This is a genomic window from Shewanella sp. FeAMO, from assembly GCF_053653955.1.
The window spans coordinates 4,896,343-4,922,500 of sequence record NZ_CM132201.1; the positions used below are offsets into that span (position 1 = coordinate 4,896,343).

Here is a 26,158-nt window from a genome sequence, read left to right on the forward strand (position 1 = left end):
TCCAATAAACAGAATAATCCAATCAAGGAGACTTAAGGTGGCATCTACCTCATTCTACGATCAGATCAACCAACAGCTTGCTGACGTCAAGGCCGAAGGCCTGTACAAGAGCGAACGTGTAATAGTTTCTCCACAGCAACCGGCCATTCGCGTCAATGAAGCAGAAGTTATCAACTTTTGCGCCAACAACTACCTGGGGCTGGCCAATCACCCTGAATTGATCAAGGCGGCGCAGGCCGGGTTGGCAGACCATGGCTTCGGCATGGCCTCGGTACGTTTTATTTGCGGAACCCAGGACATTCACAAGCAGCTGGAAGCCAATCTGTCCGAGTTTCTCGGCATGGAAGATACCATCCTCTACTCCTCCTGCTTCGATGCCAACGCTGGCCTGTTTGAAACCTTACTGGGCCCGGAAGATGCCATAGTGTCGGATGCCCTGAACCACGCTTCTATCATTGACGGTGTCCGCCTGTGTAAGGCCAAGCGTTTCCGCTACGCCAACAATGATATGACCGACCTGGAAACCCAACTGATCGCCGCCCGCGATGCCGGTGCCCGCCATATCTTGATAGCGACAGATGGGGTGTTTTCCATGGATGGGGTTATTGCCAACCTCAAGGGTATCTGTGATCTCGCCGACCAATACGGCGCTATGGTCATGGTCGATGACTCCCACGCCGTTGGCTTTATCGGCCAGAACGGCCGCGGCACCCACGAATATTGCGATGTGATGGGGCGTATCGACATCATCACAGGCACCCTGGGTAAGGCGCTGGGTGGCGCTTCCGGCGGCTTCACCGCGGCCCGCAAAGAAGTTGTCGATTGGTTACGTCAGCGTTCACGCCCTTACCTATTCTCCAACTCACTGGCGCCTTCCATCGTCAGCGCTTCGATTCGGGTGCTGGAGATGCTCAAAGAGGGCCAGGAACTGCGCGAAGCGGTATGGGAAAACAGCCGTTATTTCCGTGAAAAAATGGCTGCAGCCGGATTCACCCTGGCCGGTGCCGATCACGCCATAGTGCCGGTCATGCTGGGTGATGCCAAGTTGGCCAGTGACTTCGCCAACCGCCTGCTGCAGGAAAACATCTATGTCATCGGCTTCTCCTTCCCGGTAGTACCCAAGGGACAGGCCCGTATCCGTACCCAGATGTCGGCGGCTCACAGCCGTGAACAGCTGGACAAGGCCATCGAAGCCTTCACCCGAATCGGTAAGGAGATGGGTATCATCTGATACCTATCCCATGGAGTAACATGATGAAAGCACTGAGTAAACTCAAGCCTGAACAAGGCATCTGGATGGTAGACGCACCCAAACCTGAAATGGGCCATAACGATCTGCTGATCAAGATTCGCAAGACCGCCATTTGTGGTACCGATGTGCATATCTACAACTGGGATGAGTGGTCACAAAAGACCATCCCGGTTCCTATGGTTGTCGGCCATGAATATGTCGGCGAAGTGGTAGATATGGGTCAGGAAGTTCGTGGCTTTAATATTGGTGACCGAGTGTCAGGCGAAGGTCATATCACCTGTGGTCACTGCCGTAATTGTCGTGGTGGCCGCACTCATTTGTGCCGTAACACAGTGGGTGTGGGAGTTAACCGCGAAGGCGCCTTCGCCGAATATCTGGTGATCCCGGCCTTCAACGCCTTCAAGATCCCCGATGATATCAGCGACGATCTGGCCGCTATCTTCGACCCCTTTGGCAACGCGGTACACACTGCGCTGTCGTTTGATCTCGTCGGTGAAGATGTGCTGATCACCGGAGCCGGCCCCATAGGCATTATGGCCGCCGCGGTTTGTCGCCATGTCGGTGCCCGCCACGTAGTTGTCACAGATGTCAACGAATACCGTCTGGAACTGGCGCGCAAGCTGGGAGCGACCCGAGCCGTCAATGTGGCCAAGGAAAAGCTCGAAGATGTGATGAGTGAGCTCGGCATGACAGAGGGCTTCGATGTCGGCCTGGAAATGTCCGGTGTGCCATCGGCCTTCCACTCCATGCTGGATACCATGAACCACGGTGGCAAAATTGCCATGTTGGGGATCCCGGGTGGCGATATGGCGATAGACTGGAGCAAGGTCATTTTCAAGGGGTTGGTGATAAAGGGCATCTATGGCCGGGAAATGTTTGAAACCTGGTACAAGATGGCCAGTTTGATCCAGTCCGGATTGGATATTGCGCCTATTATCACCCACCATTACAAGGTGGATGACTTCCAGCAGGGCTTCGATGCCATGCGCTCGGGTCAATCCGGCAAGGTCATTCTCAGCTGGGATTGATCCTCAAACAGGGCGCTGTACTCATGCAGCGCCCTGATGCACACTGTTAACAAGCACCACCTCTTTTACAGGCAAAGTATGTCCAGTTACCAACACCTTTCTGTCGTTCAACTCCAGCAAATGATGGCCGAAGATGCCGAGTTGCAGATAGTCGATATTCGCGACCCCGCCAGTTTTGAGACTGCCCATATTCCAGGTGCCGTCCGCCTCGGCAATGATAATCTGGCCGACTATCTCAGGGACGCTGATATGGATAAGCCCTTGGTTGTCTGCTGTTATCATGGCATCAGCAGCCAAAGCGCAGCGGAATATCTGCAACATCAAGGATTCGATGAGGTCTACAGCCTGGATGGCGGTTTCGCTGCCTGGCCGAGGGACTGAGGCATGGAAATCGGCCGCCTCCCCAATGAACGTGCTGCCCAGGCGCTGGTAGACTACCTCAAGGGTGAAGGGATCCCCTGTCGCATCACACATCTGGAACAGGGAGTGGCCATCCATGTTATCGAGAACACAGACCAAGCCAAGGGGCGCAAAGCATTTCTCGACTTTGTCCAAGATCCGTTAAACCCCAAGTACTTGCAGGCCTCTTGGGATCATGGCGACAACCGAATCCGCTTTGACTATGGCGCGCCATCGCTGCAACTGCTGAGTCAATTTATTACCGGCGCCGGACCGCTGACGCTGATCATTCTACTGGTCAGCATAGCTATCTTCGCAGCCATGAACCTGGGCTACGGCAATCAGGCATTCGAAGCCCTGGCCTTCTTCGGCGCCACTTCGGATGCCGGTTTCAGCCAATTCTGGCGCCTGTTTACCCCGAGCCTGCTGCACTTCTCGGCGCTGCATATCACCTTTAACCTACTCTGGTGGTGGGTCTTGGGTGGCAAAATAGAAAACCGTATCGGTCTTGCTCCTTTACTGACTCTGCTGTTGGTCGCCGGTACATTGCCCAATATAGTGCAGTTCTATCTCAGTGGTCCCAACTTCGGCGGTCTTTCCGGGGTTGTGTATGGCCTGGTGGGTTATACCTGGGTCAGCGGCCGTATGAGCCCAGAGAAAGGCATAGGTCTGCCACCGGCCTTGATGGGTTTTATGCTGTTGTGGCTGGTACTTGGCTTTATGGATGTGTTTGGCCTTTCGATAGCCAACGGCGCGCATCTGGGTGGACTCTTGGTCGGGCTGGCCCAAGGCTGGCTCGACAACCGCGGGAAAAAATAATCCCATGAGGCTCAGGTTTGTACACGCCAAAGTTACTCTGCACAGCCGGCAACACTAAAAAGAGGGAGCTCAGGCTCCCTCTTGAATAGGTTCAAAGTAACTTGGACAGGGCTTAGGCCAGCTCCAACACCTTGGCCACCAGCTTTTCAATGCCACTATTGGCCTCGGCAATGGAACCTGCCAGCATGTAAGCCGGGGTGCTGACTATCTTGCGCTCACTGTCGACCACAATTTCATCTACCTTGGCATTTTGATGTTCACCACCCATGGCTACAAAGGCCGCTGCGGTTTCTGCGTCCGTCCCTATGGTGCCTCTGGCCCCTTCACCATAGAGGCTCGGGATCATCACAGGCGCGATACAGATAAAACCCACCACCTTGTCTGCACTGATAAAACGGCTGATAAATTCACGTACCGGAGCGGCAATCTCACTATTGCTGCCATTTACGGCAAAGTTACAGAGGTTTTTGGCGGCCCCGAAGCCTCCGGGAATGATCAGGCCGTCGAAGTCAGCCACATTCAGTTCAGAAGTCGCCTTGATATCACCCCTGGCAATTCGAGCAGCCTCCACCAACACATTGCGCTGCTCAGTCTCCACGACTTCACCCTTGAGATGATTGACCACATGCATTTGAGGAATATCAGGGGCAAAACACTGGTAAGCCGCGCCCGAACGAGACAGGGACAGCAGGGTCAACACCGCCTCATGGATTTCACTGCCATCGAAGACACCGCAACCACTGAGAAGAACTGCGATTTTTTTCATTAAAAATTCCCTCTTATGTCATTTGGGTTTAACAAACCAGTTACAAACTGGTTGATCTGATTAAAAATCATGCTAACTTAATTCATCGTCTTTGCTAAGAGGCGATTTTTACCGCTACCAAGGTGCGAATCTGGAAAAGGAATTTAAAAAATCCACAACCGATAAGATTTAGTAAAACTTTTACCTGACTCACAAAAAAACAAATAACAAATAAATATCAACAAGTTATAAAAACAACTTTATGTTGTTCTCTACCGCCTTTCTCTATGTTGATTTTTTCACTCACAGACTTATCCACAGGCTGTGGGTGATTTTGTCATGGCCGAAAATGCCTTGATATGGCATGCTTAGCAGCACTTAAGACAGCTTAGATTGAAACAAAACTATGCCAACAATAGCAGAAAACCCCCTCGTCCTTGTGGATGGTTCTTCCTACCTCTATCGGGCCTACTATGCACCACCTCACCTGACCAACTCCAAGGGTGAAGCTACCGGGGCTGTTTACGGCGTAGTCAATATGTTGCGCAGCTTGCTGGGCAAATACAAGCCACAACAGATGGCGGTTGTTTTTGATGCCAAGGGTCCCACGTTTCGTAACGAGATGTACGCCGAGTATAAGGCCCACAGGCCACCAATGCCTGATGATCTGCGAAGTCAGATAGCCCCCCTGCATGCCATCATAGAGGCTCTTGGCCTGCCACTCCTTTGTATTCCCGGGGTGGAAGCCGATGACGTGATAGGCACTCTTGCCTCCAGGGCCAGTAAGGAAGGCCGTGCTATTCTGATCAGCACAGGCGATAAGGATATGGCGCAACTGGTGGATGACAATGTCACCCTGATCAACACAATGACAGACACCATAATGGGACCGGAAGAGGTCACCAGTAAATTTGGCGTCGGCCCCGAGCTTATCATCGACCTGTTGGCCCTGATGGGCGACAAGGCCGATAACATCCCGGGATTGCCTGGTGTGGGTGAGAAAACCGCGTTGGCCATGCTGACAGGGGCCGGTGGTGTCGCCAAGCTACTGCAGCAACCGGATTGTGTCACGGAACTTGGCTTCCGTGGTGCCAAGACCATGGCCAAGAAAATCACCGACAATGCCGAGATGCTGCAACTATCCTACGATCTGGCAACTATCAAAACAGATTGCGAGCTGGATCTGGATTGGCATCAACTCAATATTACCGAGCCCAATAAAGACCAACTGACACAGCTTTACGGCGAGATGGAGTTCAAGCGTTGGTTGGCAGAAGTTCTGGACAACAAGATGCCGCACCCCAAGGCGGCCAACACAACAGCGCCAGAGACTCAGGAAGAAACTCCATCTCAAGTCACCATAGAGACAGAATACGAAACCATACTGACGGAAGCCGCACTGGAAAAATGGCTGAAAAAGCTGGCCGATGCCGAACTGATGGCGGTAGATACTGAAACCACCAGCCTCAACTATATGGACGCCAAACTGGTGGGTTTGTCCTTTGCCGTCAAGGCTGGAGAAGCCGCCTATCTGCCACTGGGACACGATTACTTGGATGCCCCCGAGCAGCTGTCTAGAGAAGGGGTATTGGCCAAACTCAAGCCTATTCTCGAAGATCCCGAGATAAAGAAAGTCGGTCAAAATCTGAAATATGACATCAGTATTCTGGCCAATGCCGGTATCAAACTGGCCGGTGTCGCCTTCGATACCATGCTCGAATCCTATGTATTCAATTCTGTAGCATCCAGACACGACATGGATGGCCTGGCGCTCAAGTATCTGGGGCACAAATGTGTCAGCTTCGAAGATATTGCCGGTAAAGGCGCCAAGCAGCAGACATTCAACCAGATCCCTTTGGAAACAGCGGCGCCTTACGCCGCCGAAGATGCCGATATCACACTCAGGCTACATCAACACCTGTGGCCAAGGCTTGAGCGGGAGCAAGAGTTAGCCAACGTTTTCACCGAACTTGAGTTGCCGCTTATTCAGGTGCTCTCACAGATGGAACGCGACGGAGTGTTGATCGACAGTATGCAACTGTCGCAGCAGAGTGATGAGCTGGCACAAAAGATAGATGCGCTGGAGCAAAAAGCCTATGAGATAGCCGGAGAGAAGTTCAATCTGGGTTCTCCCAAACAGCTGCAGGCACTATTCTTTGAAAAGCTGGGTTATCCGGTGATCAAGAAAACTCCAAAAGGCGCGCCATCAACCGCCGAGGAGGTATTGATAGAGTTGGCGCTGGATTATCCATTGCCAAAGATCATTCTCGAGCATCGCAGCCTGACCAAGCTCAAGAGCACTTATACAGATAAGTTACCGCTGATGATCAATGGCAAAACCGGCCGGGTGCATACCAGCTATCATCAAGCCAACGCTGCCACCGGCCGCTTGTCGTCCAGCGACCCTAACCTGCAGAATATTCCTATCCGCACCGAAGAGGGGCGCAGAATTCGTCAGGCCTTTATCGCACCTTCAGGGCGCAAGATTCTGGCCGCCGACTACTCACAGATTGAACTCAGGATCATGGCTCACCTGTCCCAGGATGCCGGCCTGCTGGCGGCATTCGCCGAGGGTAAAGATATTCACAGAGCAACGGCGGCTGAAGTCTTTGATGTGGCTTTTGAAACTGTCACTCCAGAGCAGCGCCGACGGGCCAAGGCGGTTAACTTCGGTCTTATCTATGGCATGTCCGCCTTTGGCTTGGCACGCCAACTGGATATTCCCCGCACTGAAGCACAAAGCTATATGGATACCTACTTCAAGCGTTATCCCGGCGTGCTCAAGTATATGGAAGAGACCAGGGCACTCGCTGCCGAGCAAGGTTATGTCTCCACACTCTTTGGTCGGCGCCTGTATCTGCCGGAAATCCGTGATCGCAATGCCATGCGGCGTCAAGCCGCAGAACGGGCTGCAATCAACGCTCCTATGCAGGGAACAGCAGCCGACATCATCAAGAAGGCGATGATCAAAGTTGCCGACTGGATAGCCTCTGATACCAAGGGGGAAATCACCATGATCATGCAGGTTCACGATGAATTGGTGTTTGAAGTCAATGAAGCGAAAGCCGAAGAGCTGCAACAACAGATCTGCAAACTCATGGCTGAAGCCGCTACCCTGGATGTACCTTTGCTGGCCGAAGCCGGCTTGGGTGACAGCTGGGATCAGGCTCACTGATAATCTATCTATTCCATCAAGAGCCATCCTTCGGGATGGCTTTTTTGTGTTTTGAACACAAGGCTATGATTATCCGCATCTGCTCCCGTCATTAGCTACCCTACCTGAACTAAAAACAACAATTTTTGGCAAAAAATCGACAAACCAGCGCTAAAAGCCTGCTTTTTAAGCTCATTTTTGTAATTTAAAGATCAAAAGGCGCTTTTCTAGCCAACGATTCTTGTGATCGACTCCACATTATTGTCGTCTTTTTGAAAAAACAGTTTTCCCATTAGAGATAAATACAGTATTATTCTCGGCGTAGGGTACAGAGGTTAAGATGTTCTATCTTTCAGACCTTTATTTCACTTTTAGTGATCAGCCAAATTCTGGCGCCCCAGCAATCATTTGCTGGGGCTTTTTTTCGTCTGCAATATTTTTTAGAGTAATTACTTTAAAACTGATTCAGTTCGCGTTATGCTACCGCCATTGAGAGCCATCGAAGTCCAAGTTTGATGGTACTTGAGTCTTGTTGAAATTTTAGCTTCTCCCCAAAAGAGCTAATTTAACCGGTGACTGAGTCGCCGGTTTTTTTTGTCCTGAATTCTCCCGGCACACACAGCAGATACAAAAACGGCAGCCTATATGGCTGCCGTTTGCATAGTTTGAGTCCATCACTCTTGTTCGTTCTCTTCTTGCTCCAACCAGGCTGGATGGCACCACTCATCCAGAATCGCCAGAACCTTAGGTTTCCCGGTTCCCTTAAGTGATGAGAAAGGCTCGACTCTGACCCAATCACCAAAGTCAGCCAGCGCTTTACGTACCTCATTAACCGTCTTCATCTTGGCACTCTGTGGCAGCTTATCAGCCTTGGTCAGCAGTGCCAGCACAGGGATCTCACTGGCAACAGCCCATTCAATCATCTGCAAGTCCAAGTCTTTCAACGGATGGCGAATATCCATCAGCACCACCACACCACTCAGGCAGGCACGCTTTTGTAAATACTCACCCAGCGACTCTTGCCATTTGAGCTTCATGGCCAGTGGTACCTGAGCAAAACCATAGCCGGGTAAATCCACCAAACGGCGCTGCTCATCGAGCTCAAACACGTTGATCAGTTGAGTACGACCTGGAGTTTTACTGGTTCTTGCAAGGTTTTTCTGCTCGGTCAAAGCATTCAAAGCGCTTGATTTACCGGCATTTGAGCGACCGGCAAAGGCGATTTCCACGCCGGTGTCGCCCGGTAAGTGCTTGTCCAAATGGGCAATATCAGGCGCACTGATAAGGAATTTTGTCTTGCGAAAATCGATACGAGTTGCTGTCACTTCTGACTCCGGAATTTTGCTGGGTGATAGCATAAATATTGAAGACTTGCTTACTTTTCCACGTTTTCGTGTAAAATATTAGCCCGATCACATTATTTGTATTTTACCACGCTTGCGGGTCACCCTAGTAAGCTCAGGACAATAATTTAACGAAAGAAGTTGGAACGCCATGAAAAAGTTAGCCCTTGCGCTGTCTGTAGTCGCCGCCATATCTTCACCTGCGATTGCTGAAGGTAATGCTGAAGCGGGAAAAACCAAAGCCATTGTCTGCTCTGCCTGCCATGGCCTTGATGGCAACAGCATGATCGACATGTATCCCAAGTTGGCTGGTCAGCACACAACCTATCTGCAAAAACAGCTGCGGGAGTTTCGTAGTGCAGCCCAAACCGGTGGCAAAGATGGCCGTATGGATCCTATCATGGGCGGCATGGCGGTAGCCTTGAGCGATCAGGATATTGCCGATGTTGCAGCTTATTTTGCCAGCCAAACATTGCAGGTTGCTGAAGTTAAGGATGTTCCTGATGCCGGCGAGAAGCTGTTCAAGGGTGGTGATATGTCTCGTGGCATAGCCGCTTGTTCCGCTTGTCACGGTCCTGAAGGCAAAGGCAGCGAACTGGCCGGTTTCCCGGCAGTTGCTGGGCAGCACGCCAACTACATCAAGATCCAGTTGAATAAGTTCCGTGATCAGAGCCGTCATAACGACTTAAACGGAATGATGCAGGACACAGCTAAAAAGCTGAATGATGCAGACATTGAAGCGCTGGCCAAGTACATCTCCAGCTTGAAGTAATTTTTGCTGTAGCTTGGAAAGGGGTGACGTTTCACCCTTTTCTTAAGCTATAAAGTTTACGTTTACGTAAACTGAAAATATTAATGCTTGACACAGATCACAGATTTAGGTTTAATGTGCCCGTACCGAGATAAACCCATCTGTTTGTATAAAAACTTTACCAACAACATTCAGGTTTCGGTATAATTTACATTCAAGATATAAGAATAAAGCAATCCAATAACAATAAGACTACTAAGACCACTCGCAAATAATAATAACGAGTCGAGATTTCAGTTTGAAATCCAGGTCAATAAAAGTAAGGAACCGGCGATTTTGCCAAACCGCTTTTTAGCATTGTCCTTACGAATTAACAGGGGAACTTGCTCCAACAGGAAGATGTTTGCAGGACTCAAACATTGGCACAGGAAGCAACGCGCTTTGGATGCACTGGCTGGAAGCTTGTTATCACTGGAAGGTACTTAGTAGACAAGGATGGTCTGTTAGGCGTCACAGAAGACGACTGGATAATGATGAGCCAATTTGGCCATCGCTATTTGCAGGAAACCCAAGAAAGTGTCTGGAAGACCGATAACGAGAAAAGCTGCAGGGAAAGCTGTCAAAAAAAGAAGGATATCGACCGGGAAAGTCGCATAGCAAGTAAGGAAACTTGAAATCAGAATAGGGTGTTAGTTAGCACCATCATAAGGCGGCAGCCATACTGCCGCCTTTTTTTATGGCATAATTTATTAACCACCGTTGAGCAGATATTAATTAGTCCATGCGTCGTTGCCCACTGTGTCATAACGATCATGCTGAACTCAGCTTTCAGGATAAGAAACGAGGTTTTTATCTCTGTCCCGAATGTCGGCTGTTGTTTGCAGATTCCAGCAGTTATTTGTTACCCGATGCCGAGAAACAGCGTTACGGCAGAGCCCGCCAGGCAGGAAAGCAAAAGCAGTTGGCACGCTTTATCCACCCCTTGTTGGAACAACTTCAATCTTTGCAACCCGCGCCGCTATTTGGTCTCAACTTCGGCCGGGTGCTAAGCGAAGAAGGACTGCAGCAGATCAGCAACGCCGGTCACCATTTACAACAATTCGATCCCTTTTTTGCGGCAGACCACCAGCTACTACACCACCAATATGACTTTATCTGTTGTTTTCGGGTGTTCGAGCACTTCAGAACCCCTGCCAAAGAGTGGAGCTTAATCGAAACGCTGCTGAAACCAGGGGGTTGGCTGGCCATATCCACTCCGCTACTGACATCTTTGACGGCGTTTGCCAAATGGCATTACAAGAACAATCCGACTCATGTTAGCTTCTACCAGCAGCAGACTTTTGCTTACTTGGCATCTCAGGGTAAATTTAAGCTAATATTTGCAGCGCAGGACTTCATCTTGATGCAAAAAACATCAGGATCTGCTATAACACGCGACCTTGATGCAGAACCGCCGCTTGTAGACTGAACCCGGCACGGTTCGGACGCAACCAACTACTTTTTATCGAGAGAATTATGTCCCGTAGTAAAAAGACCCGTAAAGTCGGCGAGAACAACCCCAAACTAGCCCCCAGAACCAAGAAATCTGAGCGCGCTCCGGCCCGTAAGAAGCAGGATTCAGGCAATAAGGCGGGCAGTCGCCAAAACCCTGCTGCTCCAAAGGGGCAAAAGCGGGCTGGCTCTGACAAACAGGATATCCGCCTTGGCAGTAAAAAGCCTGTCGCTCTGGATATAGTCAAAGAAAGGGTTGCACAGCCCAAACAACCCAAACTGACCGATGAACAGTTGCTGCTGCAACTGGAGGAAGATCCGCGCCTGAATAAGCTGCTGGATCAGCTGGAAGAAGGACGGGAACTGGCCGCCGATGACCAGCAATGGCTGGAGCGGCAATTGGCCAAGATAGAGAAGTTGATGGAAAAACTTGGCATTACCGATTTGGCTCAGGCCGATGAAGCCCCAAGCAAGGGTCATAGCGATGACGAATTGCTGGAGAAATTCGAATCCGGTGCTGAGCTTCTGAAACAATACCAAGACAACTAACGGAGGCCGGGATGCAGTTTATCCTTATCACCTTAGCCATGTTGATCATCATAGGCCTCAGCGCCTATGCCACAGTGTTGCTGCTGCGTCTGAGGAAACAAACTCAAGCCAGAGAACAAGCGATGGCTGAGCAAAAGGCGGTTATGGAAGCTAAACAGGCATCCCTGCTTGCCGATATTCGCTATATTGCTGCCGCAATGACAGAAGAGCGTTGTGAGTTGTCTGAAGGAGTGGTCAGAATCGTTAAACTGTTCGATCTGCTGTCGCTGACAGAGAGAGTCAGTGGTGATTACCCGGATGTGTTTATGCATTTTGAGCGCATCAAGGATCATCCAATTCTGGAGGCCAGGGCTCAGTTACCCAAGCAAGAACGGATGCGGCTCGACCTGGCCAGAATGAAGTCTGAAGCCGAGCTGGAACAAGGCATATTGGCCGATGCCAAGAAACTCTCCGAGTTTCAGCTAAAGCCAACCCACTAAGGTTTCAACTGCCGGCTTGCTTCTCAGCAGTCGGCAGCGCTTTCTACACTAACGCTCTTCAAACCTTCTGCCCATATGGCCTTCTTGGCCCAAACATGTCAGTTGAATAGATAGTGGGTTAATAACCCTCTATCTATTCAGCCGAGTAGCTATCGCACCCGCTGAATCCCTTCCCCGGCGTGAGTCGGTGCACAAAACCTCAATAAGACAACAGACATCGAAAGCGTTTTCATGGATATTCCCTAACGTCCGGTTGTGTACATGTAATTTTTACAACCTGGATCAAGGTTATTTGAGCTATAACCCTGCATACTTCGCTCATTGCTAATTTACTGTCGGAGGACACGCCTTGAAGCAGCCCACTCATATCAGCTGGGATCAATCAATGATCGAGAAATATAACTACAGCGGTCCCCGTTATACTTCCTACCCAACGGCGCTGGAGTTTGACGACTCATTCACCGAAGGCGATCTATTGTCGGCCATAGCCGGCAGCAAAAGCGACAAACTGTCTCTGTATATCCATATCCCTTTCTGCGCCAAGCTGTGCTACTACTGCGGCTGTAACAAGGTAATCACCCGGCATCAGCACAAAGCCGATCAGTACATAGAGTACCTGGCAGCCGAGATCGTCAAGCGGGCGCCTCTGTTCAAGCACTACACTGTGACTCAGATGCACTGGGGCGGCGGCACACCGACTTTCCTTAACCCAGAGCAAATCATCAAGTTATCGTCACTATTGAAGAGTCACTTCAACTTTGCCGAACAGGGTGAATACTCTATCGAAGTCGACCCTAGAGAAATCGAACTGTCTATGCTGGATGCCCTCAAAGAGGCAGGGTTCAACCGTATATCCATTGGGGTGCAGGACTTCAATAAAGAGGTTCAGGTAGCAGTTAACCGTGAACAGGATGAAGACTTCATTTTTGCGCTGATCAAAAAGGCCAAAGAGATGGGCTTTGTCTCTACCAATGTCGATTTGATTTACGGCTTGCCTCATCAAACACCGGAAACCTTTGCCGAAACCATTCAGCGAATTCTGGATCTGTCTCCAGACCGTCTGTCTGTATTCAACTATGCTCACCTGCCGGCCCGCTTCGCGGCCCAGCGAAAAATCAAAGATGAGCACCTGCCCAGCCCACAACAGAAGCTGGACATGCTGCATCAGACTATTAAGACCCTGACCGGCGCCGGCTATCAATACATAGGCATGGATCACTTCGCCAAACCCGATGATGAGCTGGCCAAGCTGCAAAGAGAAGGCCGATTGCACCGTAACTTCCAGGGCTATACCACCCAGGAAGAGTGTGACCTCCTTGGACTAGGGGTGTCGTCCATCAGTCAGATTGGTGACTGTTATGCGCAGAACCAGAAAGATATTCGCCCTTACTATGAAGCCATAGATGAGCAGGGCCACGCTCTGTGGAAAGGCTGTAAACTCAATCGTGATGATGAAATCCGTCGCGCGGTGATCAAACAGCTTATCTGCCACTTTGAGCTTGATATGACCAAGATGGAGCAACAACTGGGGATCCAGTTTGAAGAGTACTTCGCCGAAGATCTCAAGCTGTTGCAAACCTTTATCGACGATAAACTGGTTAACATTGAAAACCGTCAGATCAGCATCAGCCCAACCGGGCGCCTGTTGATCCGTAATATCTGTATCTGTTTCGATGTCTACTTCCGAGAAAAGGCACGTCAGCAACAGTTCTCCCGGGTAATTTAACCCTGACTAGAATAAAAAAGCCGATGAATCATTCATCGGCTTTTTTTGTGTCTTAACCAAACTTTTATGCTTTAGCGGCGTAAAGTTCCCGGCGCTCGCTGTCTGAGAGGAAGGCCATCTCCACGCCATTACGCTGCAGCTTGGCCAACTCAGCGTCGGTGAAGCCCATCTCCTGCTTAACCACACGATATTCATGCTTGATATCTATGGCACTGACGCCTGGATCATCGGTATTCAAGCCAACCAGCACACCGGCTTCCATAAAGGTTCGCAGCGGATGCTCTTGATAGCTGCTCACAGTGGAAGTATGTAGATTACTGGTGGGACATGACTCGATACCTATCTTGTGTTCCACCAGATACTCCATCAATTTGGGATCATGAATAGCATTGACCCCATGGCCTATGCGAGTCGCCCCCAACTCCTTGATGGCTTGCCACATGCTTTGGGCACCGGCGGCTTCTCCGGCGTGAGCCGTTATCTGAAGTCCGGCATCACGCACCCGCTTGAAATGCTCGTTAAACAACTCACCGGGGAAACCCAATTCATCACCGGCCAAATCAACCGCGACCAGAGACTCCCTGTGCGCGAGCAAGCCATCCAACTCCTGAGTACAAGCCTGCTGACCAAACGAGCGAGACAGAATACCTATCAGTTTTATCTTAACCTGATAGTCCTTGAGCCCGGCTTTTACACCATCAACAACGGCTTCCACCACGCCTTCTATCGGCAGCTTGTGATTCATTGCCATGTAGTAAGGGCTGAACCTTAATTCGGCATAGTCCAACCCGGACAATGCCGCATCGGCGACATTTTCATAGGTCACCCGCTTTACCGCATCCAAATCGGCCAGCACGGCAACCATCCAGTCCAGCTTTTTCAAGAAAGCCACCAGGCTGGATTCTTTACCCTGGATCTGTACATAAGGTGCCAAGGCCTCAAGCGAGGCCGCCGGCAAGGCAATGCCATGTTGGTGACCCAGTTCCCATATGGTCTCAACCCTGACATTACCGTCCAGATGGCGATGTAAATCGACCAACGGAATTGAAGTATCAATCATAAAAATAACCCCTGTATGAACTACCCCGCCAATTTAGTTATTTTTTGGTCTGGGGACGCTTAAGTGTAACACGCCTTTTGTTAACACCTCTTAGTCTGCAGACAGGCTTTGTTACCAAAAGGTGAGCTCGAATGGCTGGGGCTGCCACCAAGCTTGAGGCATAATCCGTTCTCAAGGATAAAAAAGGAACAAAATCAAATGAAAAAACTCCTGCTACCCCTATTGCTCACCGGACTCTTGGGCGCCTGCCAACACCCTACTCATGAAGCCAACACGCCAGAAATAGGCAAGCAACTATCCCAAGCCGATAGCCAACTCCAGCAGTTAATAGCCGATGCCTGGCAGCAAAGGCTGGCAGAAAGCCCACAGATGGCCTTCCAGTTTGGCGATGGCTCGGCCGCGGGTAAGTTAGCAGACTTGTCAGCTGAAGCTCTGGCGGCCGATGCTGCGGCCAATTCAGCACTTTTGCAACGGCTAAAGGCCATACCCAAAGAACAGCTGAGCAAAGAAGCCGCCATCAATGCCAGTATTCTCGAATACCAATTGCAGGAGAGCGTGGATAGCTTCAGGTTCAAGGCCCATTACCTGCCGATTACCTCAGAGAGTGGCTTCCACGCTTACATTGCTTCTATGGCCTCCGGGCCATTCAAGACAGAAGCCGATTACCGTCATTACCTGCAGAAGCTGCGATCTCTGCCGCGCTATTTCCAGCAACAGATACACTGGATGCGCCAAGGGCTTGCCGAGGGCATCACTCAGCCGCAATCTGTGCTGAGAGGGTTTGAACAGAGTATTCAGGCCTATATGGTACCAGTACAGCAAAGCAGCTATTTCAAGCCGTTTGAGACGTTTCCAGAACACTTTTCTGCCAATCTTAAACAGGAACTGAGCCATGCCGGGTACGTCAGTGTCGAGCAGCATGTGTTACCGAGTTATCAAGCCTTCTACGACTTTATGACCGAGGAATATATCCCTGGCGCCCGTCAGAGCATTGCCGCATCAGCTCTGCCCAATGGTCGGGCCTTTTATGAAAACAGGGTCAAGTACTACACCACTCTGGATATGACGCCTGAGCAAGTCCATCAACTGGGTCTGAGTGAAGTAAAACGGATCCGCGCCGAGATGGAACAGATCATCAAACAAACCGGTTTTAAAGGCAGCTTTGCCGAGTTTCTGCATTTTATGCGCACCGACAAACGCTTTTATGTGAACACGCCGGAGCAACTGCTCAAAGAGGCCTCCTATATTGCCAAAAAAGCCGACGCCATGTTGCCACGTTATTTTGGCAAGCTGCCACGCAAACCCTATGGCGTAGCCCCTGTACCGGCAGAAATTGCCCCCAAATATACAACCGGGCGCTATTCCGGCTCCAACTCGGAGACTGTGGCGGGTTTTTATTGGGTGAACACATATGCCTTGGATAAGCGACCTCTCTATGAATTGGAAGCACTCACCCTGCATGAGGCTGTTCCGGGTCACCACCTGCAGATTTCCCTCAATCAGGAGTTGGAGCAACTGCCCGATTTTCGCCGCTACAGCTATATCTCGGCCTTTGGCGAGGGATGGGGACTATACAGTGAATATTTGGGGCTGGAAGGGGGTTTTTATCAGGATCCCTACAGCAACTTTGGACGCCTGACTTACGAGATGTGGCGCGCCGCTCGCTTGGTTGTCGATACAGGCATGCACACCCAAGGCTGGAGCCGTCAGCAGGCAATAGACTTTATGGCCGGCAATACGGCTCTGTCGCTGCACAATGTCACCACAGAGATAGACAGATATATCTCCTGGCCTGGGCAGGCGCTGGCCTACAAGATTGGCGAGCTGACTATCAAACGTCTGCGAAAGCAAGCAGAAGATGCCCTGGGGGAAAAGTTCGACATCCGCCAATTCCACGATGCAGTTTTGGCACAGGGCTCAGTGCCCATGTCTGTGCTGGAACAACAGATAGCCGATTTTATCGCCTCACAGCAATGAAGCCATGTTTCTGATACACTCGGCCAGTGCCTTTGAGCACTGGCTTTTTTAGATCAGGAAATATTGGATGGTAACGACCCAGGCCCGCAACGCAGAACCCGCTTCAACCCAGTCTCAATTGGAGACTTTCTGGCAAGGTGTCACCCATGCCAAGCTGGCAGTGGGATTCGGTAAAGAGCTGGCCTACGGCTATATTTGCCACCCAAAGGCGAAACAGGCCGTCGTCATCAGTAATGGCCGGGTTGAGAGTTATCTCAAGTATCGGGAGCTGATCCATGACTTCTATCAGCAAGGTTTTAGTGTCTACGCCTTGGATCATATTGGACAAGGGCTATCCAGCAGGCTAACCGCCAATCCTCACCAAGGGCACATAGATAAGTTTCAGGACTATGTTGATCACTTGCACTGTTTCGTTGAGCAAGTAGTAGTTTCAAACCAATATGAACAGTATTTTCTGGTAGGCCACTCCATGGGAGGGGCAATAGGGACTCTGTACTTGCAGCAATATCCCCAGAGATTTACTGCCGCGGCCTTCTCTGCCCCCATGTATGGGATCCGTTTGCCAATGCCGCGCAACTTTGTACGTTGGTTGGCGGGGAAACTCAATAGTTATGGCCCGCATACCGAGCCCAACTACGTGTTATCCGGCCATGATTATCGTCCACTCGAGTTTAAAGATAATCAATTGACCCACAGCGAAAGCCGGTATCAGGCCTTACTGGATTTATGCCGACAACGTCCTGAGATCCAACTGGGCTCGCCCACCAATCAGTGGTTGATAGAAGCATTGGATGCTTGCGAGAAGACCATCATAGCAGCCAGGGAGTCCAAGGTCCCGATCCTCATTCTACAAGCTGAGCAGGACACTATCGTCGATAACCAGGCGCAAATCGCTGCAATTGGCCCAGAGGTAATACTGGAAAAGATCATGGGAGCCAGACATGAACTCTTTATTGAAATCGATGCAATACGTGAGCAGGTGCTGAGTATTATTTTCAACTTCCTGGCGCAGCACACGGTAACTCATGCTTCGGCGCATGCAACAGAGTCGCGAACTCAGTCTCAGACAGAGGCTGACTGAACAGATATCCCTGGAAGCTGTCACAGCCGAGCTGGTTCAAAAAGGCTCTTTGCTGAGCCGTTTCAACCCCTTCTGCAACCACTTTCAGCTCCAGGCTGTGGGCCATTTCGACTATGGCCCTGACTATAGCATCCGCACTACGCCCCGAGCCTATCTTCTGCACAAAAGAGGCATCTATCTTCAATCTGGATAGAGGCAGGTTCTGTAAATAACTCAACGAGCTGTAACCTGTGCCAAAGTCATCTATCGCCACAGATATCCCAGCCTTCTTCAACAGATCGATTCGGGTATTCATGATGCACAAGTTGGTCAACAGGGCGTACTCAGTCAACTCCAGCTCCAATGCATCCGTAGCAATCCCCTGGGCCTTCAACAAGGCGATCAGGCGCTCCACAAACTCAGGCTGGTTAAACTGCCTGGCACTGAGGTTAATGGCAATTTTGGGCACCTTTATACCTTTGGCCTGCTGCTCACGAATGAAGCGACAAACTTCAAGAATGACCCAATGGCCAATCTCACTGATAAGGCCGCTGCCTTCCGCAATGGGAATGAAGTCCGCCGGCGAAATATTCCCCTGTTGCGGATGTTGCCAGCGTAATAACGCCTCTGCCCCTGTCAATTGCCCCTGGGAATCGACTATTGGCTGATAAACCAAAGAGAGTTGTTGCCGCTCGATGGCATAGCGCAACTCATTCTGGATCAGCAGATTCTGGTGAGCCTTAACCTCCATCTCGGAGTTGTAGATCATGCAGTTATCTCTTCCGCCTTCCTTGGCCTGGAACATAGCCATATCGGCTCGCTTCAAAAGCTCCTCGGCATCAATATCATCCTGCTCATCGAACAGGCAGACACCAATGCTGGCAGACACATGCAGCTGCTTGTCACTGATATTAAAGGGTCTGGCAACCAACAGCCTGATCTCACTGGCCAACGCCAAGGCCCGCCTTGCCGCTGTGGTTTTGTCTTGGGTCAGGTCTTTTGCCAGGATAACGAACTCATCTCCCCCTAACCTGGCAACCAAAGTATTGGCAGTAAAATAGCCCGAGAAACGAGCGGCCAGCTGTATCAACAGCCGATCTCCCAAGTGATGCCCTAGAGTGTCATTAATGGTTTTGAAATTATCCAAGTCGATAAGAAACAGCGCTGCGCACTGCAAGCTGTTGTGACAGTGCTTTTGCTGCTCATACAAGGCGTCCATCAAGGCGCGACGGTTAGCCAAGTTAGTCAATGCATCATGATTGGCTAAATGGGCCAGAGCTTGCTGATTACGTACATCATCCGACACATCAGCATGGGTACCGATAATCCGGCAAGGGCGCCCCTGCTCATCCCATTCAACCAGCATTCCCCTGTCCAGCACCCAGATATAGTGCCCCTCTTTATGGCGCAGACGGTGAACACTCTCAAACGCCTCGGTTTCACCATTGAGGTAGGCCTGTAGAGACGACAGCACCGCCTCTCTATCATCGGGATGAAGTCGACTTTCCCAAGTAGAATAAAGCCCTTCAAGCTCATGAGGGCCATAACCTATCATCTCTTTCCAGCGGTCCGACAGAAAAACTTCGCCGCTGGCGATGTTCCAATCCCAGATCCCATTGCGGGTTCCTTCCACCGCAAATAACCAGCGTTGTTCATTGTCTCTCAATTGTTTCAGGGTTCGCTGCAACTTCTGTTGACTCTGATGTAAATAATCCTGCAGCACCCGTATTTCGCTGAAAAGCCACGGACTATCTATATGAAAAGAGCTGCTCTCACCTTTCCGGGCCTGCCAAACCAGGCTTCTTAAAGGGCGGATCAGCATAAAGTGCAACACCAGCATAAAGCCCAAAACGAACAAGGCTCCCAAGCCCCAAACCCGCATAAACCGTACATTAAGAGCATCTGTCACCTTAGCCATTGCCGGTGACAAATCATATTCCAGGTAGATTAGCTCGACCTTTTCACCAAAGCCCACGGGTGCTTCTCCTGCAATAGGGTAATAGGCTTGTATCGATAGTCGATCCGGATTGGCAAATATCAAGGGTTTACCTGAGTTGACCACTTGCCGCTGCAGTTCCATAGAATAGCCATCGATAACCTGCAAAGCCCGGCTGTCGCGCCAGACTACATGATTGGCGTGGCGAATAAGGCTGGTGTCATCAAGCAGGATATACACCATTATATTGAAGTCGGTTGCCGCCAGAGATATTTCTTCAGCCACGCTATCCAGATTGTGGTTACCTACAGCCTTCTCAACAAGATGCTGCATCCTGAACAGCTCTTTCTTGAGCTGTTCTATCTGAACCGAAGCAGCCTCAGACTCCAGTGATTGACGCTCATAGAAATACTCCCCGGCAACAAGACAGAGATAAATAAAAAATACACAAAAAGGAACAACATAGGCCATGGCAGGCCTTGGCATCTTCACAAATGAAATCCTTGATGCTCATGACAAGAAGGCACACATAACGCTTAATGCTAACGGCAAATTAACTTACAGGCAAAGAGTCTAACTTCAAAATTGTTTTCGTGCTCAAAGACGCTGCCAGGTAATGCAGGTAGGAAGCTTAAACAACCAGGGAATGCTAAGGGCAAACAATCCAAAGCAGCTTTCGCCTGAATAAGGGGTAGTAGATATCACGAGCAGGATGAATGGGGTGGGGCTAAGCAAAATCCATAGGTTCCAAACCCAAAGAAGCCACGAGTACCTTTATTGAGGATACCGGTTGGGTGAAATCTCTGTGCTCCAGAGACTGGATAAATCTGACCAGACAAACCAGTCAAGCCATTCTCAATATCTCCACAGCACCATCTTACATGGGGGCGAAAGACATCTGCTCATCAAGCACAGCTTGATGGATGGCTGTAGCGCGAAGCAGCTTGGCTGCGAGCTGAGGGGCCCGCACTGCGTAAGCAGCTTTGGGCTGCATGTTAAGTCGTTCTCGCTGGAAGCGAGACAAACAGAAAAGCCCTAGCTGAATGCTAGGGCTTTTCTGTGGTTCATCGCAGATTAGCGTGGACTGGAAATGAAAACGGTTGGAGAGTTATTGTTTAGTCGCCAAACAAAAACAATGACCAACCCCAACCGTTCTCAATGTCGAATATTACCTTCCCCATTGCGCTCTGGGAAGGCTTTGAAGCCGTCCATACCGAGCAAAATCAACAAACCCTCATCATCCACCTAAAGCCGATTGATAACGGCCACTGTGCTTGCGGCAAACCGGCTAAGGCTGTTCACGACGCTTCACTTCGCAGCGTATCGGAACGGACTATACTGGCGTTTCAGGTTCAGTTACGGCTACCCGTCCGCCGTATTCTTTGCCCTGATTGCGGTATCGTTCGGGAGCATATCAGCTGGTTAAAGCCCTATGCTCGCCAGACCACACTGCTCATTGAGCATGTCGAGGCGCTACTCAAGCTCTTGCCGATTAAACATATTTCGCAACTCCTTGGCCTGCACTGGCATACCATCAAGACTATCGACAAACGTCGGCTGGCAAGAGAGGTCACAGAGCCTGATTGGAGTCGTGTCAAACGCCTGGTCATGGACGAGTTTGCCCTGTTCAAAGGCCATCGTTACGCCACCGTGGTGGCCGATGCGGATACCCATCAAGTCCTTTGGATAGGTGAAGGCCGCAGTAGAGAAGCTATCCGGCCGTTTTTCGTTAAGTTGGGTCAGTACTGCCAACAGATTGAAGCCGTTGCTATGGATATGAATACTGCCTTTGACCTGGAGGTACAGATGCACTGTCCCCAAGCCAAAGTGGTCTACGACTTGTTTCATGTTGTTGCCAAGTATGGCCGTGAAGTCATCGACCGAGTCAGGGTTGACCAGGCTAATCAACTCAAGCATGACAAACCGGCCCGCAAACGGGTGAAACGGGGGCGTTGGGTCTTACTCAAAAACAGAGATAATTTGACAGACAAACAGGCGGGGTATCTCAACGAGCTGTTGGAGTCGAACAAAAGCTTAATGACGGTTTACCTGCTCAGGGAGCAACTCAAGGAGATGTGGTACTGCACAGATGAAGCCGAAGCCACGGCTCAATGGAACCTCTGGTGGCAACAAGTCAGAGAGAGCGGTATCAGGCCACTACTCCAATTTGGCCAGCGTCTTAAAAACTATCTTCATGGCATAGTTGCTTCAGCGGTTCATCCGTTGCACACCTGCCGACTGGAAGGGATGAACAACAAAATCAAACTGCTGAAGCGAATGGGCTATGGCTACCGGGATACCGAATACTTCTTTCTGAAAGTCAGAGAGGCATTCCCCGGAGATCCGCGATGAACCTTTTTTGTTTGTATGGATAATAACCAAGCCAAAAGGGTAAAGTGAGACCCAGGCTTTAGCGGCAACTAAAGCTTTCTATGTGGCAGTTCGGTTGAATGCTGGCTCCTCTGTCGAGAGACCGATAACAAACATGAACGCCTCATAGGACTCCAAGCATAAACCTCGAATAGTCGACTGGGTCTCGAACCCGCATTTCGCAAGCAAGAGTTAGCTTATTATGAATACAAACGCACTTCAAAACATTAATATTGGTGTTGATACCGGCAAATCACAGCTCGACATTTACATCCGTCCATTCGATGTCTTTTTTACCGTGCCAAACAACGAAAAGGGTATCAAACAAGCCTTAGCTACTATCAAAAAACACAACCCACAGCGTATCGTTATCGAAGCGACTGGGCGCCTAGAAATGCCCTTCGTGTTAGCGTGTACCGAGGCCAAGTTGCCTATTGTTCGTGCCAATCCTGTTCATATCAAACGCTTTGCCGGTGCTATTGGTCGTAGAGCCAAAAATGACCGCTTAGATGCACAGCTTATCGCCCATTATGGTGAAGCCATTAAACCTGATTTGACGGTCATAAAGGCTAAGAACATACGTTTAATGAGTGACTTAGTAATTCGCCGCAATCAGCTGCTCGCGATGCAGACCATGGAGAAAAATCGTATTCAAATTTTGCCTAAGCACCTACATTCGACAATGACACCCATCCTGACTGCGATAAAAAATCAGGTCTCAAAGATTGAAAATAAGCTTGTCAAACTCATCGAAGATTGCCCCGAATACCAAACTAAAAATACCCTCTTACAAAGTGTACCTGGTATCGGCAATATCGCCGCTGCGTCTATCATCAGCAATGTGCCTGAGTTAGGCTACATTACCAACAAGCAAGCGGCTTCACTCATCGGCGTCGCCCCTATTACACGTGAAAGCGGACGCTACAAAGGGAAACGAGTCATCCAAGGAGGCCGCGCACAGGTGAGAACCGTTTTGTACATGGCCATGATGTCAGCCATGCAATGTAATCCTGTTTTCAAGGACACTTACGCTCGATTACTCGAAGCTGGAAAACCAAAGAAAGTGGCGATTATTGCCTGCGTTCGCAAGATGGTGGTCATCCTAAACTCTATGCTTCGAGATGGCATCATGTGGGACCAAAACATCGCCCAAAATAAAGGATTGACGCCATAGTCGTTTGTTAGGCGTCTGGCGATGGCCAGCTTCGAGCAAGCTCTCCGCGTTCGTCTGTCGCATCAAACTGAGTTTGATAAACGCGACAACCTCACCCTACTCCACATGGGATTGTGCCTCACTGCGTTCGGACTCTTTATCTTCCCCATGTGAGAGTGGACATTTCAAAATGCAATTAAAACGAAAAATCCCCAACACAAAGTGCTGGGGATCCATCGTTTTATTAGGCGTCTGGCGATGACCTACTCTCACATGGGGAGACCCCACACTACCATCGGCGCGATTGCGTTTCACTTCTGAGTTCGGGATGGGATCAGGTGGGACCACAATGCTATTGTCACCAGACATAAAATTGTACGGAACAAATTTTAAACGCGCTTTAGCGCGGCCCGCTATGGTCAAATACAAGGATGTATTTGATAAATTCATTCCTAAATTCAGAAAGCTGTTGCTTTGAAATATGGTGGTCGCTACTGGGATCGAACCAGTGACCCCCTCCTTGTAAGGGAGGTGCTCTCCCGGCTGAGCTAAGCGACCGGTATTCTTGGCTGTGCTCTTTTCAGAGCCTGAGTTCAAACTTCAATCAAGTATCGACTTCTTCAAGTCCGTAAAACCCATCTGGGTTGTATGGTTAAGCCTCTCGAGTCATTAGTACAGGTTAGCTCAACGCCTCGCAACGCTTACACACCCTGCCTATCAACGTCCTGGTCTCGAACGGCTCTTCAGAGGGCTCCAGGCCCTAGGGATGACTCATCTTGGGGCTCGCTTCCCGCTTAGATGCTTTCAGCGGTTATCGATTCCGAACGTAGCTACCGGGCAATGCCATTGGCATGACAACCCGAACACCAGCGGTTCGTCCACTCCGGTCCTCTCGTACTAGGAGCAGCTCCCCTCAATCATCCAACGCCCACGGCAGATAGGGACCGAACTGTCTCACGACGTTCTGAACCCAGCTCGCGTACCACTTTAAATGGCGAACAGCCATACCCTTGGGACCGACTTCAGCCCCAGGATGTGATGAGCCGACATCGAGGTGCCAAACACCGCCGTCGATATGAACTCTTGGGCGGTATCAGCCTGTTATCCCCGGAGTACCTTTTATCCGTTGAGCGATGGCCCTTCCATTCAGAACCACCGGATCACTATGACCTGCTTTCGCACCTGCTCGACGTGTCTGTCTCGCAGTTAAGCTGGCTTATGCCATTACACTAACCGTACGATGTCCGACCGTACTTAGCCAACCTTCGTGCTCCTCCGTTACTCTTTGGGAGGAGACCGCCCCAGTCAAACTACCCACCAGGCACTGTCCCTAACCCCGATTAGGGGCCCAGGTTAGAACATCAACACTACAAGGGTGGTATTTCAAGGTTGACTCCAACAAGACTGGCGTCTCATCTTCATAGTCTCCCACCTATCCTACACATGTAGGGTCAATGTTCAGTGCCAAGCTATAGTAAAGGTTCACGGGGTCTTTCCGTCTAGCCGCGGGTATACGGCATCTTCACCGCAATTTCAACTTCACTGAGTCTCGGCTGGAGACAGCGTGGCCATCATTACGCCATTCGTGCAGGTCGGAACTTACCCGACAAGGAATTTCGCTACCTTAGGACCGTTATAGTTACGGCCGCCGTTTACCGGGGCTTCGATCATGAGCTTCTCCGAAGATAACCCAATCAATTAACCTTCCGGCACCGGGCAGGCGTCACACCGTATACGTCATCTTGCGATTTTGCACAGTGCTGTGTTTTTGATAAACAGTTGCAGCCACCTGGTATCTGCGACTCCCGTCAGCTCAGAGAGCAAGTCTCATCACCAACAGGAGCGTACCTTCTCCCGAAGTTACGGTACCATTTTGCCTAGTTCCTTCAGCCGAGTTCTCTCAAGCGCCTTGGTATTCTCTACCCGACCACCTGTGTCGGTTTGGGGTACGATTCCTGCTAACCTGAAGCTTAGAAGATTTTCCTGGAAGCATGGCATCAACCACTTCATCCCCGTAGGGACTCGTCGTCAGCTCTCAGTGTATGTGTGCCCGGATTTGCCTAAGCACACCACCTACTACCTTAAACGCGGACAACCAACGCCGCGCCGGCCTAGCCTTCTCCGTCTCTCCATCGCAGTTAGCAGAAGTACGGGAATATTAACCCGTTTCCCATCGACTACGCCTTTCAGCCTCGCCTTAGGGGTCGACTCACCCTGCCCCGATTAACGTTGGACAGGAACCCTTGGTCTTTCGGCGAGGGGGTTTTTCACCCCCTTTATCGTTACTCATGTCAGCATTCGCACTTCTGATACCTCCAGCGTGGGTTACCCCTTCGCCTTCAACGGCTTACAGAACGCTCCTCTACCGCACTGATGCAAGCATCAGTACCCGTAGCTTCGGTGAATTGCTTAGCCCCGTTACATCTTCCGCGCAGGCCGACTCGACTAGTGAGCTATTACGCTTTCTTTAAATGATGGCTGCTTCTAAGCCAACATCCTAGCTGTCTAAGCCTTCCCACATCGTTTCCCACTTAGCAATTACTTTGGGACCTTAGCTGACGGTCTGGGTTGTTTCCCTTTTGACGACGGACGTTAGCACCCGCCGTCTGTCTCCCGGATAGCACTCTTTGGTATTCGGAGTTTGCAAAGGGTTGGTAAGTCGGGATGACCCCCTAGCCTTAACAGTGCTCTACCCCCAAAGGTGTTCGTCCGAGGCGCTACCTAAATAGCTTTCGAGGAGAACCAGATATCTCCCGGTTTGATTGGCCTTTCACCCCCAGCCACAAGTCATCCGCTAATTTTTCAACATTAGTCGGTTCGGTCCTCCAGTTGATGTTACTCAACCTTCAACCTGCCCATGGCTAGA

19 protein-coding genes, 1 tRNA gene and 2 rRNA genes (1 of these 22 cut by a window edge) are annotated in these 26,158 nt (G+C 50.4%); 15 read left to right on the plus strand and 7 right to left on the minus strand.

The features are described from left to right. Nucleotides 1-37: 37 nt before the first annotated feature. The 4 genes from ACWAU4_RS21950 to glpG all read left to right on the plus strand — a co-directional run bounded on the left by ACWAU4_RS21950 (nucleotide 38) and on the right by glpG (nucleotide 3,498). On the plus strand, nucleotides 38-1,231 hold the full coding sequence (locus tag ACWAU4_RS21950; RefSeq protein WP_025888991.1) for a glycine C-acetyltransferase: 1,194 nt from the start codon (nucleotides 38-40) through the stop codon (nucleotides 1,229-1,231). Between the two features lie 23 nt (nucleotides 1,232-1,254). Continuing rightward, nucleotides 1,255-2,280, plus strand: coding sequence for an L-threonine 3-dehydrogenase (gene tdh, locus ACWAU4_RS21955; RefSeq protein ID WP_025888990.1), 1,026 nt, complete (start codon nucleotides 1,255-1,257; stop codon nucleotides 2,278-2,280). A gap of 78 nt (nucleotides 2,281-2,358) precedes the next feature. Next, nucleotides 2,359-2,661: a thiosulfate sulfurtransferase GlpE gene (gene glpE, locus ACWAU4_RS21960; RefSeq protein ID WP_025888989.1), complete on the plus strand. Its 303-nt coding sequence runs from the start codon at nucleotides 2,359-2,361 to the stop codon at nucleotides 2,659-2,661. Between the two features lie 3 nt (nucleotides 2,662-2,664). Further along, nucleotides 2,665-3,498 (plus strand): rhomboid family intramembrane serine protease GlpG, encoded by an 834-nt coding sequence (glpG, locus tag ACWAU4_RS21965; RefSeq protein ID WP_071238781.1) that lies wholly within the window; start codon nucleotides 2,665-2,667, stop codon nucleotides 3,496-3,498. A 112-nt stretch (nucleotides 3,499-3,610) separates the two neighbouring features. Here the strand turns inward: glpG and elbB are convergent, their stop codons facing one another. Beyond that, the gene (gene elbB / locus ACWAU4_RS21970; RefSeq protein ID WP_025009069.1) at nucleotides 3,611-4,264 is read right to left on the minus strand and encodes an isoprenoid biosynthesis glyoxalase ElbB; all 654 of its coding nucleotides are present in this window, start codon (nucleotides 4,262-4,264) and stop codon (nucleotides 3,611-3,613) included. A 385-nt stretch (nucleotides 4,265-4,649) separates the two neighbouring features. On the opposite strand from elbB, the gene polA reads away from it, so the two are divergent. Then, the gene (gene polA, locus ACWAU4_RS21975; RefSeq protein ID WP_208137678.1) at nucleotides 4,650-7,418 is read left to right on the plus strand and encodes a DNA polymerase I; all 2,769 of its coding nucleotides are present in this window, start codon (nucleotides 4,650-4,652) and stop codon (nucleotides 7,416-7,418) included. Nucleotides 7,419-8,071: 653 nt separating this feature from the next. Here polA and yihA read toward each other — a convergent pair. After that, nucleotides 8,072-8,722 carry a ribosome biogenesis GTP-binding protein YihA/YsxC gene (yihA, locus tag ACWAU4_RS21980; protein ID WP_025009067.1) on the minus strand — a complete coding sequence of 217 codons (651 nt, stop codon included), beginning with the start codon at nucleotides 8,720-8,722 and terminating at the stop codon, nucleotides 8,072-8,074. Between the two features lie 169 nt (nucleotides 8,723-8,891). Here yihA and ACWAU4_RS21985 point away from each other — a divergent pair, with 169 nt between their 5' ends. The 6 genes from ACWAU4_RS21985 to hemN all read left to right on the plus strand — a co-directional run bounded on the left by ACWAU4_RS21985 (nucleotide 8,892) and on the right by hemN (nucleotide 13,736). Beyond that, nucleotides 8,892-9,512: a c-type cytochrome gene (locus ACWAU4_RS21985; RefSeq protein ID WP_025009066.1), complete on the plus strand. Its 621-nt coding sequence runs from the start codon at nucleotides 8,892-8,894 to the stop codon at nucleotides 9,510-9,512. Between the two features lie 398 nt (nucleotides 9,513-9,910). Next, nucleotides 9,911-10,165: a hypothetical protein gene (locus ACWAU4_RS21990; protein WP_025009065.1), complete on the plus strand. Its 255-nt coding sequence runs from the start codon at nucleotides 9,911-9,913 to the stop codon at nucleotides 10,163-10,165. 107 nt (nucleotides 10,166-10,272) lie between these two features. Next, nucleotides 10,273-10,959: a methyltransferase domain-containing protein gene (locus ACWAU4_RS21995; RefSeq protein WP_071238779.1), complete on the plus strand. Its 687-nt coding sequence runs from the start codon at nucleotides 10,273-10,275 to the stop codon at nucleotides 10,957-10,959. Nucleotides 10,960-11,006: 47 nt separating this feature from the next. After that, nucleotides 11,007-11,531, plus strand: a complete 525-nt coding sequence (gene yihI, locus ACWAU4_RS22000; protein WP_447078925.1) for a Der GTPase-activating protein YihI — start codon at nucleotides 11,007-11,009, stop codon at nucleotides 11,529-11,531. An 11-nt stretch (nucleotides 11,532-11,542) separates the two neighbouring features. Beyond that, the gene (locus ACWAU4_RS22005) at nucleotides 11,543-12,010 is read left to right on the plus strand and encodes a DUF2489 domain-containing protein (protein ID WP_025009062.1); all 468 of its coding nucleotides are present in this window, start codon (nucleotides 11,543-11,545) and stop codon (nucleotides 12,008-12,010) included. A 349-nt stretch (nucleotides 12,011-12,359) separates the two neighbouring features. Further along, nucleotides 12,360-13,736: an oxygen-independent coproporphyrinogen III oxidase gene (gene hemN, locus ACWAU4_RS22010; RefSeq protein WP_264920604.1), complete on the plus strand. Its 1,377-nt coding sequence runs from the start codon at nucleotides 12,360-12,362 to the stop codon at nucleotides 13,734-13,736. A 64-nt stretch (nucleotides 13,737-13,800) separates the two neighbouring features. Here hemN and add read toward each other — a convergent pair whose 3' ends face one another. After that, nucleotides 13,801-14,796 carry an adenosine deaminase gene (gene add, locus ACWAU4_RS22015; protein WP_208125323.1) on the minus strand — a complete coding sequence of 332 codons (996 nt, stop codon included), beginning with the start codon at nucleotides 14,794-14,796 and terminating at the stop codon, nucleotides 13,801-13,803. A gap of 198 nt (nucleotides 14,797-14,994) precedes the next feature. Here add and ACWAU4_RS22020 point away from each other — a divergent pair, with 198 nt between their 5' ends. Further along, nucleotides 14,995-16,773 carry a DUF885 domain-containing protein gene (locus tag ACWAU4_RS22020; protein ID WP_208125324.1) on the plus strand — a complete coding sequence of 593 codons (1,779 nt, stop codon included), beginning with the start codon at nucleotides 14,995-14,997 and terminating at the stop codon, nucleotides 16,771-16,773. 67 nt (nucleotides 16,774-16,840) lie between these two features. Continuing rightward, nucleotides 16,841-17,854: an alpha/beta fold hydrolase gene (locus ACWAU4_RS22025; RefSeq protein ID WP_208125325.1), complete on the plus strand. Its 1,014-nt coding sequence runs from the start codon at nucleotides 16,841-16,843 to the stop codon at nucleotides 17,852-17,854. On the opposite strand, the gene ACWAU4_RS22030 is transcribed toward ACWAU4_RS22025, so the two are convergent. Then, on the minus strand, nucleotides 17,769-20,255 hold the full coding sequence (locus ACWAU4_RS22030; RefSeq protein WP_044736044.1) for a putative bifunctional diguanylate cyclase/phosphodiesterase: 2,487 nt from the start codon (nucleotides 20,253-20,255) through the stop codon (nucleotides 17,769-17,771). The two genes, ACWAU4_RS22025 and ACWAU4_RS22030, sit on opposite strands and share 86 nt — an antisense overlap. A gap of 672 nt (nucleotides 20,256-20,927) precedes the next feature. Between ACWAU4_RS22030 and ACWAU4_RS22035 the strand changes: the two genes are divergently transcribed. Then, nucleotides 20,928-22,121, plus strand: coding sequence for an ISL3 family transposase (locus ACWAU4_RS22035; RefSeq protein ID WP_208125318.1), 1,194 nt, complete (start codon nucleotides 20,928-20,930; stop codon nucleotides 22,119-22,121). Between the two features lie 220 nt (nucleotides 22,122-22,341). Next, complete coding sequence (locus ACWAU4_RS22040) at nucleotides 22,342-23,313, plus strand: IS110 family RNA-guided transposase (RefSeq protein WP_208125326.1); 972 nt, start codon at nucleotides 22,342-22,344, stop codon at nucleotides 23,311-23,313. A 229-nt stretch (nucleotides 23,314-23,542) separates the two neighbouring features. Here the strand turns inward: ACWAU4_RS22040 and rrf are convergent. The 3 genes from rrf to ACWAU4_RS22055 all read right to left on the minus strand — a co-directional run. Beyond that, nucleotides 23,543-23,658: ribosomal RNA gene (rrf, locus tag ACWAU4_RS22045) — 5S ribosomal RNA — on the minus strand. 116 nt (nucleotides 23,659-23,774) lie between these two features. After that, a tRNA-Val gene (locus tag ACWAU4_RS22050) sits at nucleotides 23,775-23,850 on the minus strand. A gap of 90 nt (nucleotides 23,851-23,940) precedes the next feature. Next, nucleotides 23,941-26,158, minus strand: a 23S ribosomal RNA gene (locus ACWAU4_RS22055); it runs 675 nt beyond the window's last position.

Coding starts and splice junctions, on each gene's coding strand:
- glpE (WP_025888989.1), top strand. CDS start 2,359: ATGTCCAGTTACCAACACCTTTCTGTCGTTCAACTCCAGCAAATGATG.
- tdh (WP_025888990.1), top strand. CDS start 1,255: ATGAAAGCACTGAGTAAACTCAAGCCTGAACAAGGCATCTGGATGGTA.
- yihI (WP_447078925.1), top strand. CDS start 11,007: ATGTCCCGTAGTAAAAAGACCCGTAAAGTCGGCGAGAACAACCCCAAA.
- ACWAU4_RS22030 (WP_044736044.1), bottom strand. CDS start 20,255: ATGCCAAGGCCTGCCATGGCCTATGTTGTTCCTTTTTGTGTATTTTTT.
- ACWAU4_RS22040 (WP_208125326.1), top strand. CDS start 22,342: ATGAATACAAACGCACTTCAAAACATTAATATTGGTGTTGATACCGGC.
- ACWAU4_RS22035 (WP_208125318.1), top strand. CDS start 20,928: ATGTCGAATATTACCTTCCCCATTGCGCTCTGGGAAGGCTTTGAAGCC.
- add (WP_208125323.1), bottom strand. CDS start 14,796: ATGATTGATACTTCAATTCCGTTGGTCGATTTACATCGCCATCTGGAC.
- ACWAU4_RS21985 (WP_025009066.1), top strand. CDS start 8,892: ATGAAAAAGTTAGCCCTTGCGCTGTCTGTAGTCGCCGCCATATCTTCA.
- ACWAU4_RS22020 (WP_208125324.1), top strand. CDS start 14,995: ATGAAAAAACTCCTGCTACCCCTATTGCTCACCGGACTCTTGGGCGCC.
- ACWAU4_RS21995 (WP_071238779.1), top strand. CDS start 10,273: ATGCGTCGTTGCCCACTGTGTCATAACGATCATGCTGAACTCAGCTTT.
- ACWAU4_RS22005 (WP_025009062.1), top strand. CDS start 11,543: ATGCAGTTTATCCTTATCACCTTAGCCATGTTGATCATCATAGGCCTC.
- glpG (WP_071238781.1), top strand. CDS start 2,665: ATGGAAATCGGCCGCCTCCCCAATGAACGTGCTGCCCAGGCGCTGGTA.
- polA (WP_208137678.1), top strand. CDS start 4,650: ATGCCAACAATAGCAGAAAACCCCCTCGTCCTTGTGGATGGTTCTTCC.
- elbB (WP_025009069.1), bottom strand. CDS start 4,264: ATGAAAAAAATCGCAGTTCTTCTCAGTGGTTGCGGTGTCTTCGATGGC.
- ACWAU4_RS22025 (WP_208125325.1), top strand. CDS start 16,841: ATGGTAACGACCCAGGCCCGCAACGCAGAACCCGCTTCAACCCAGTCT.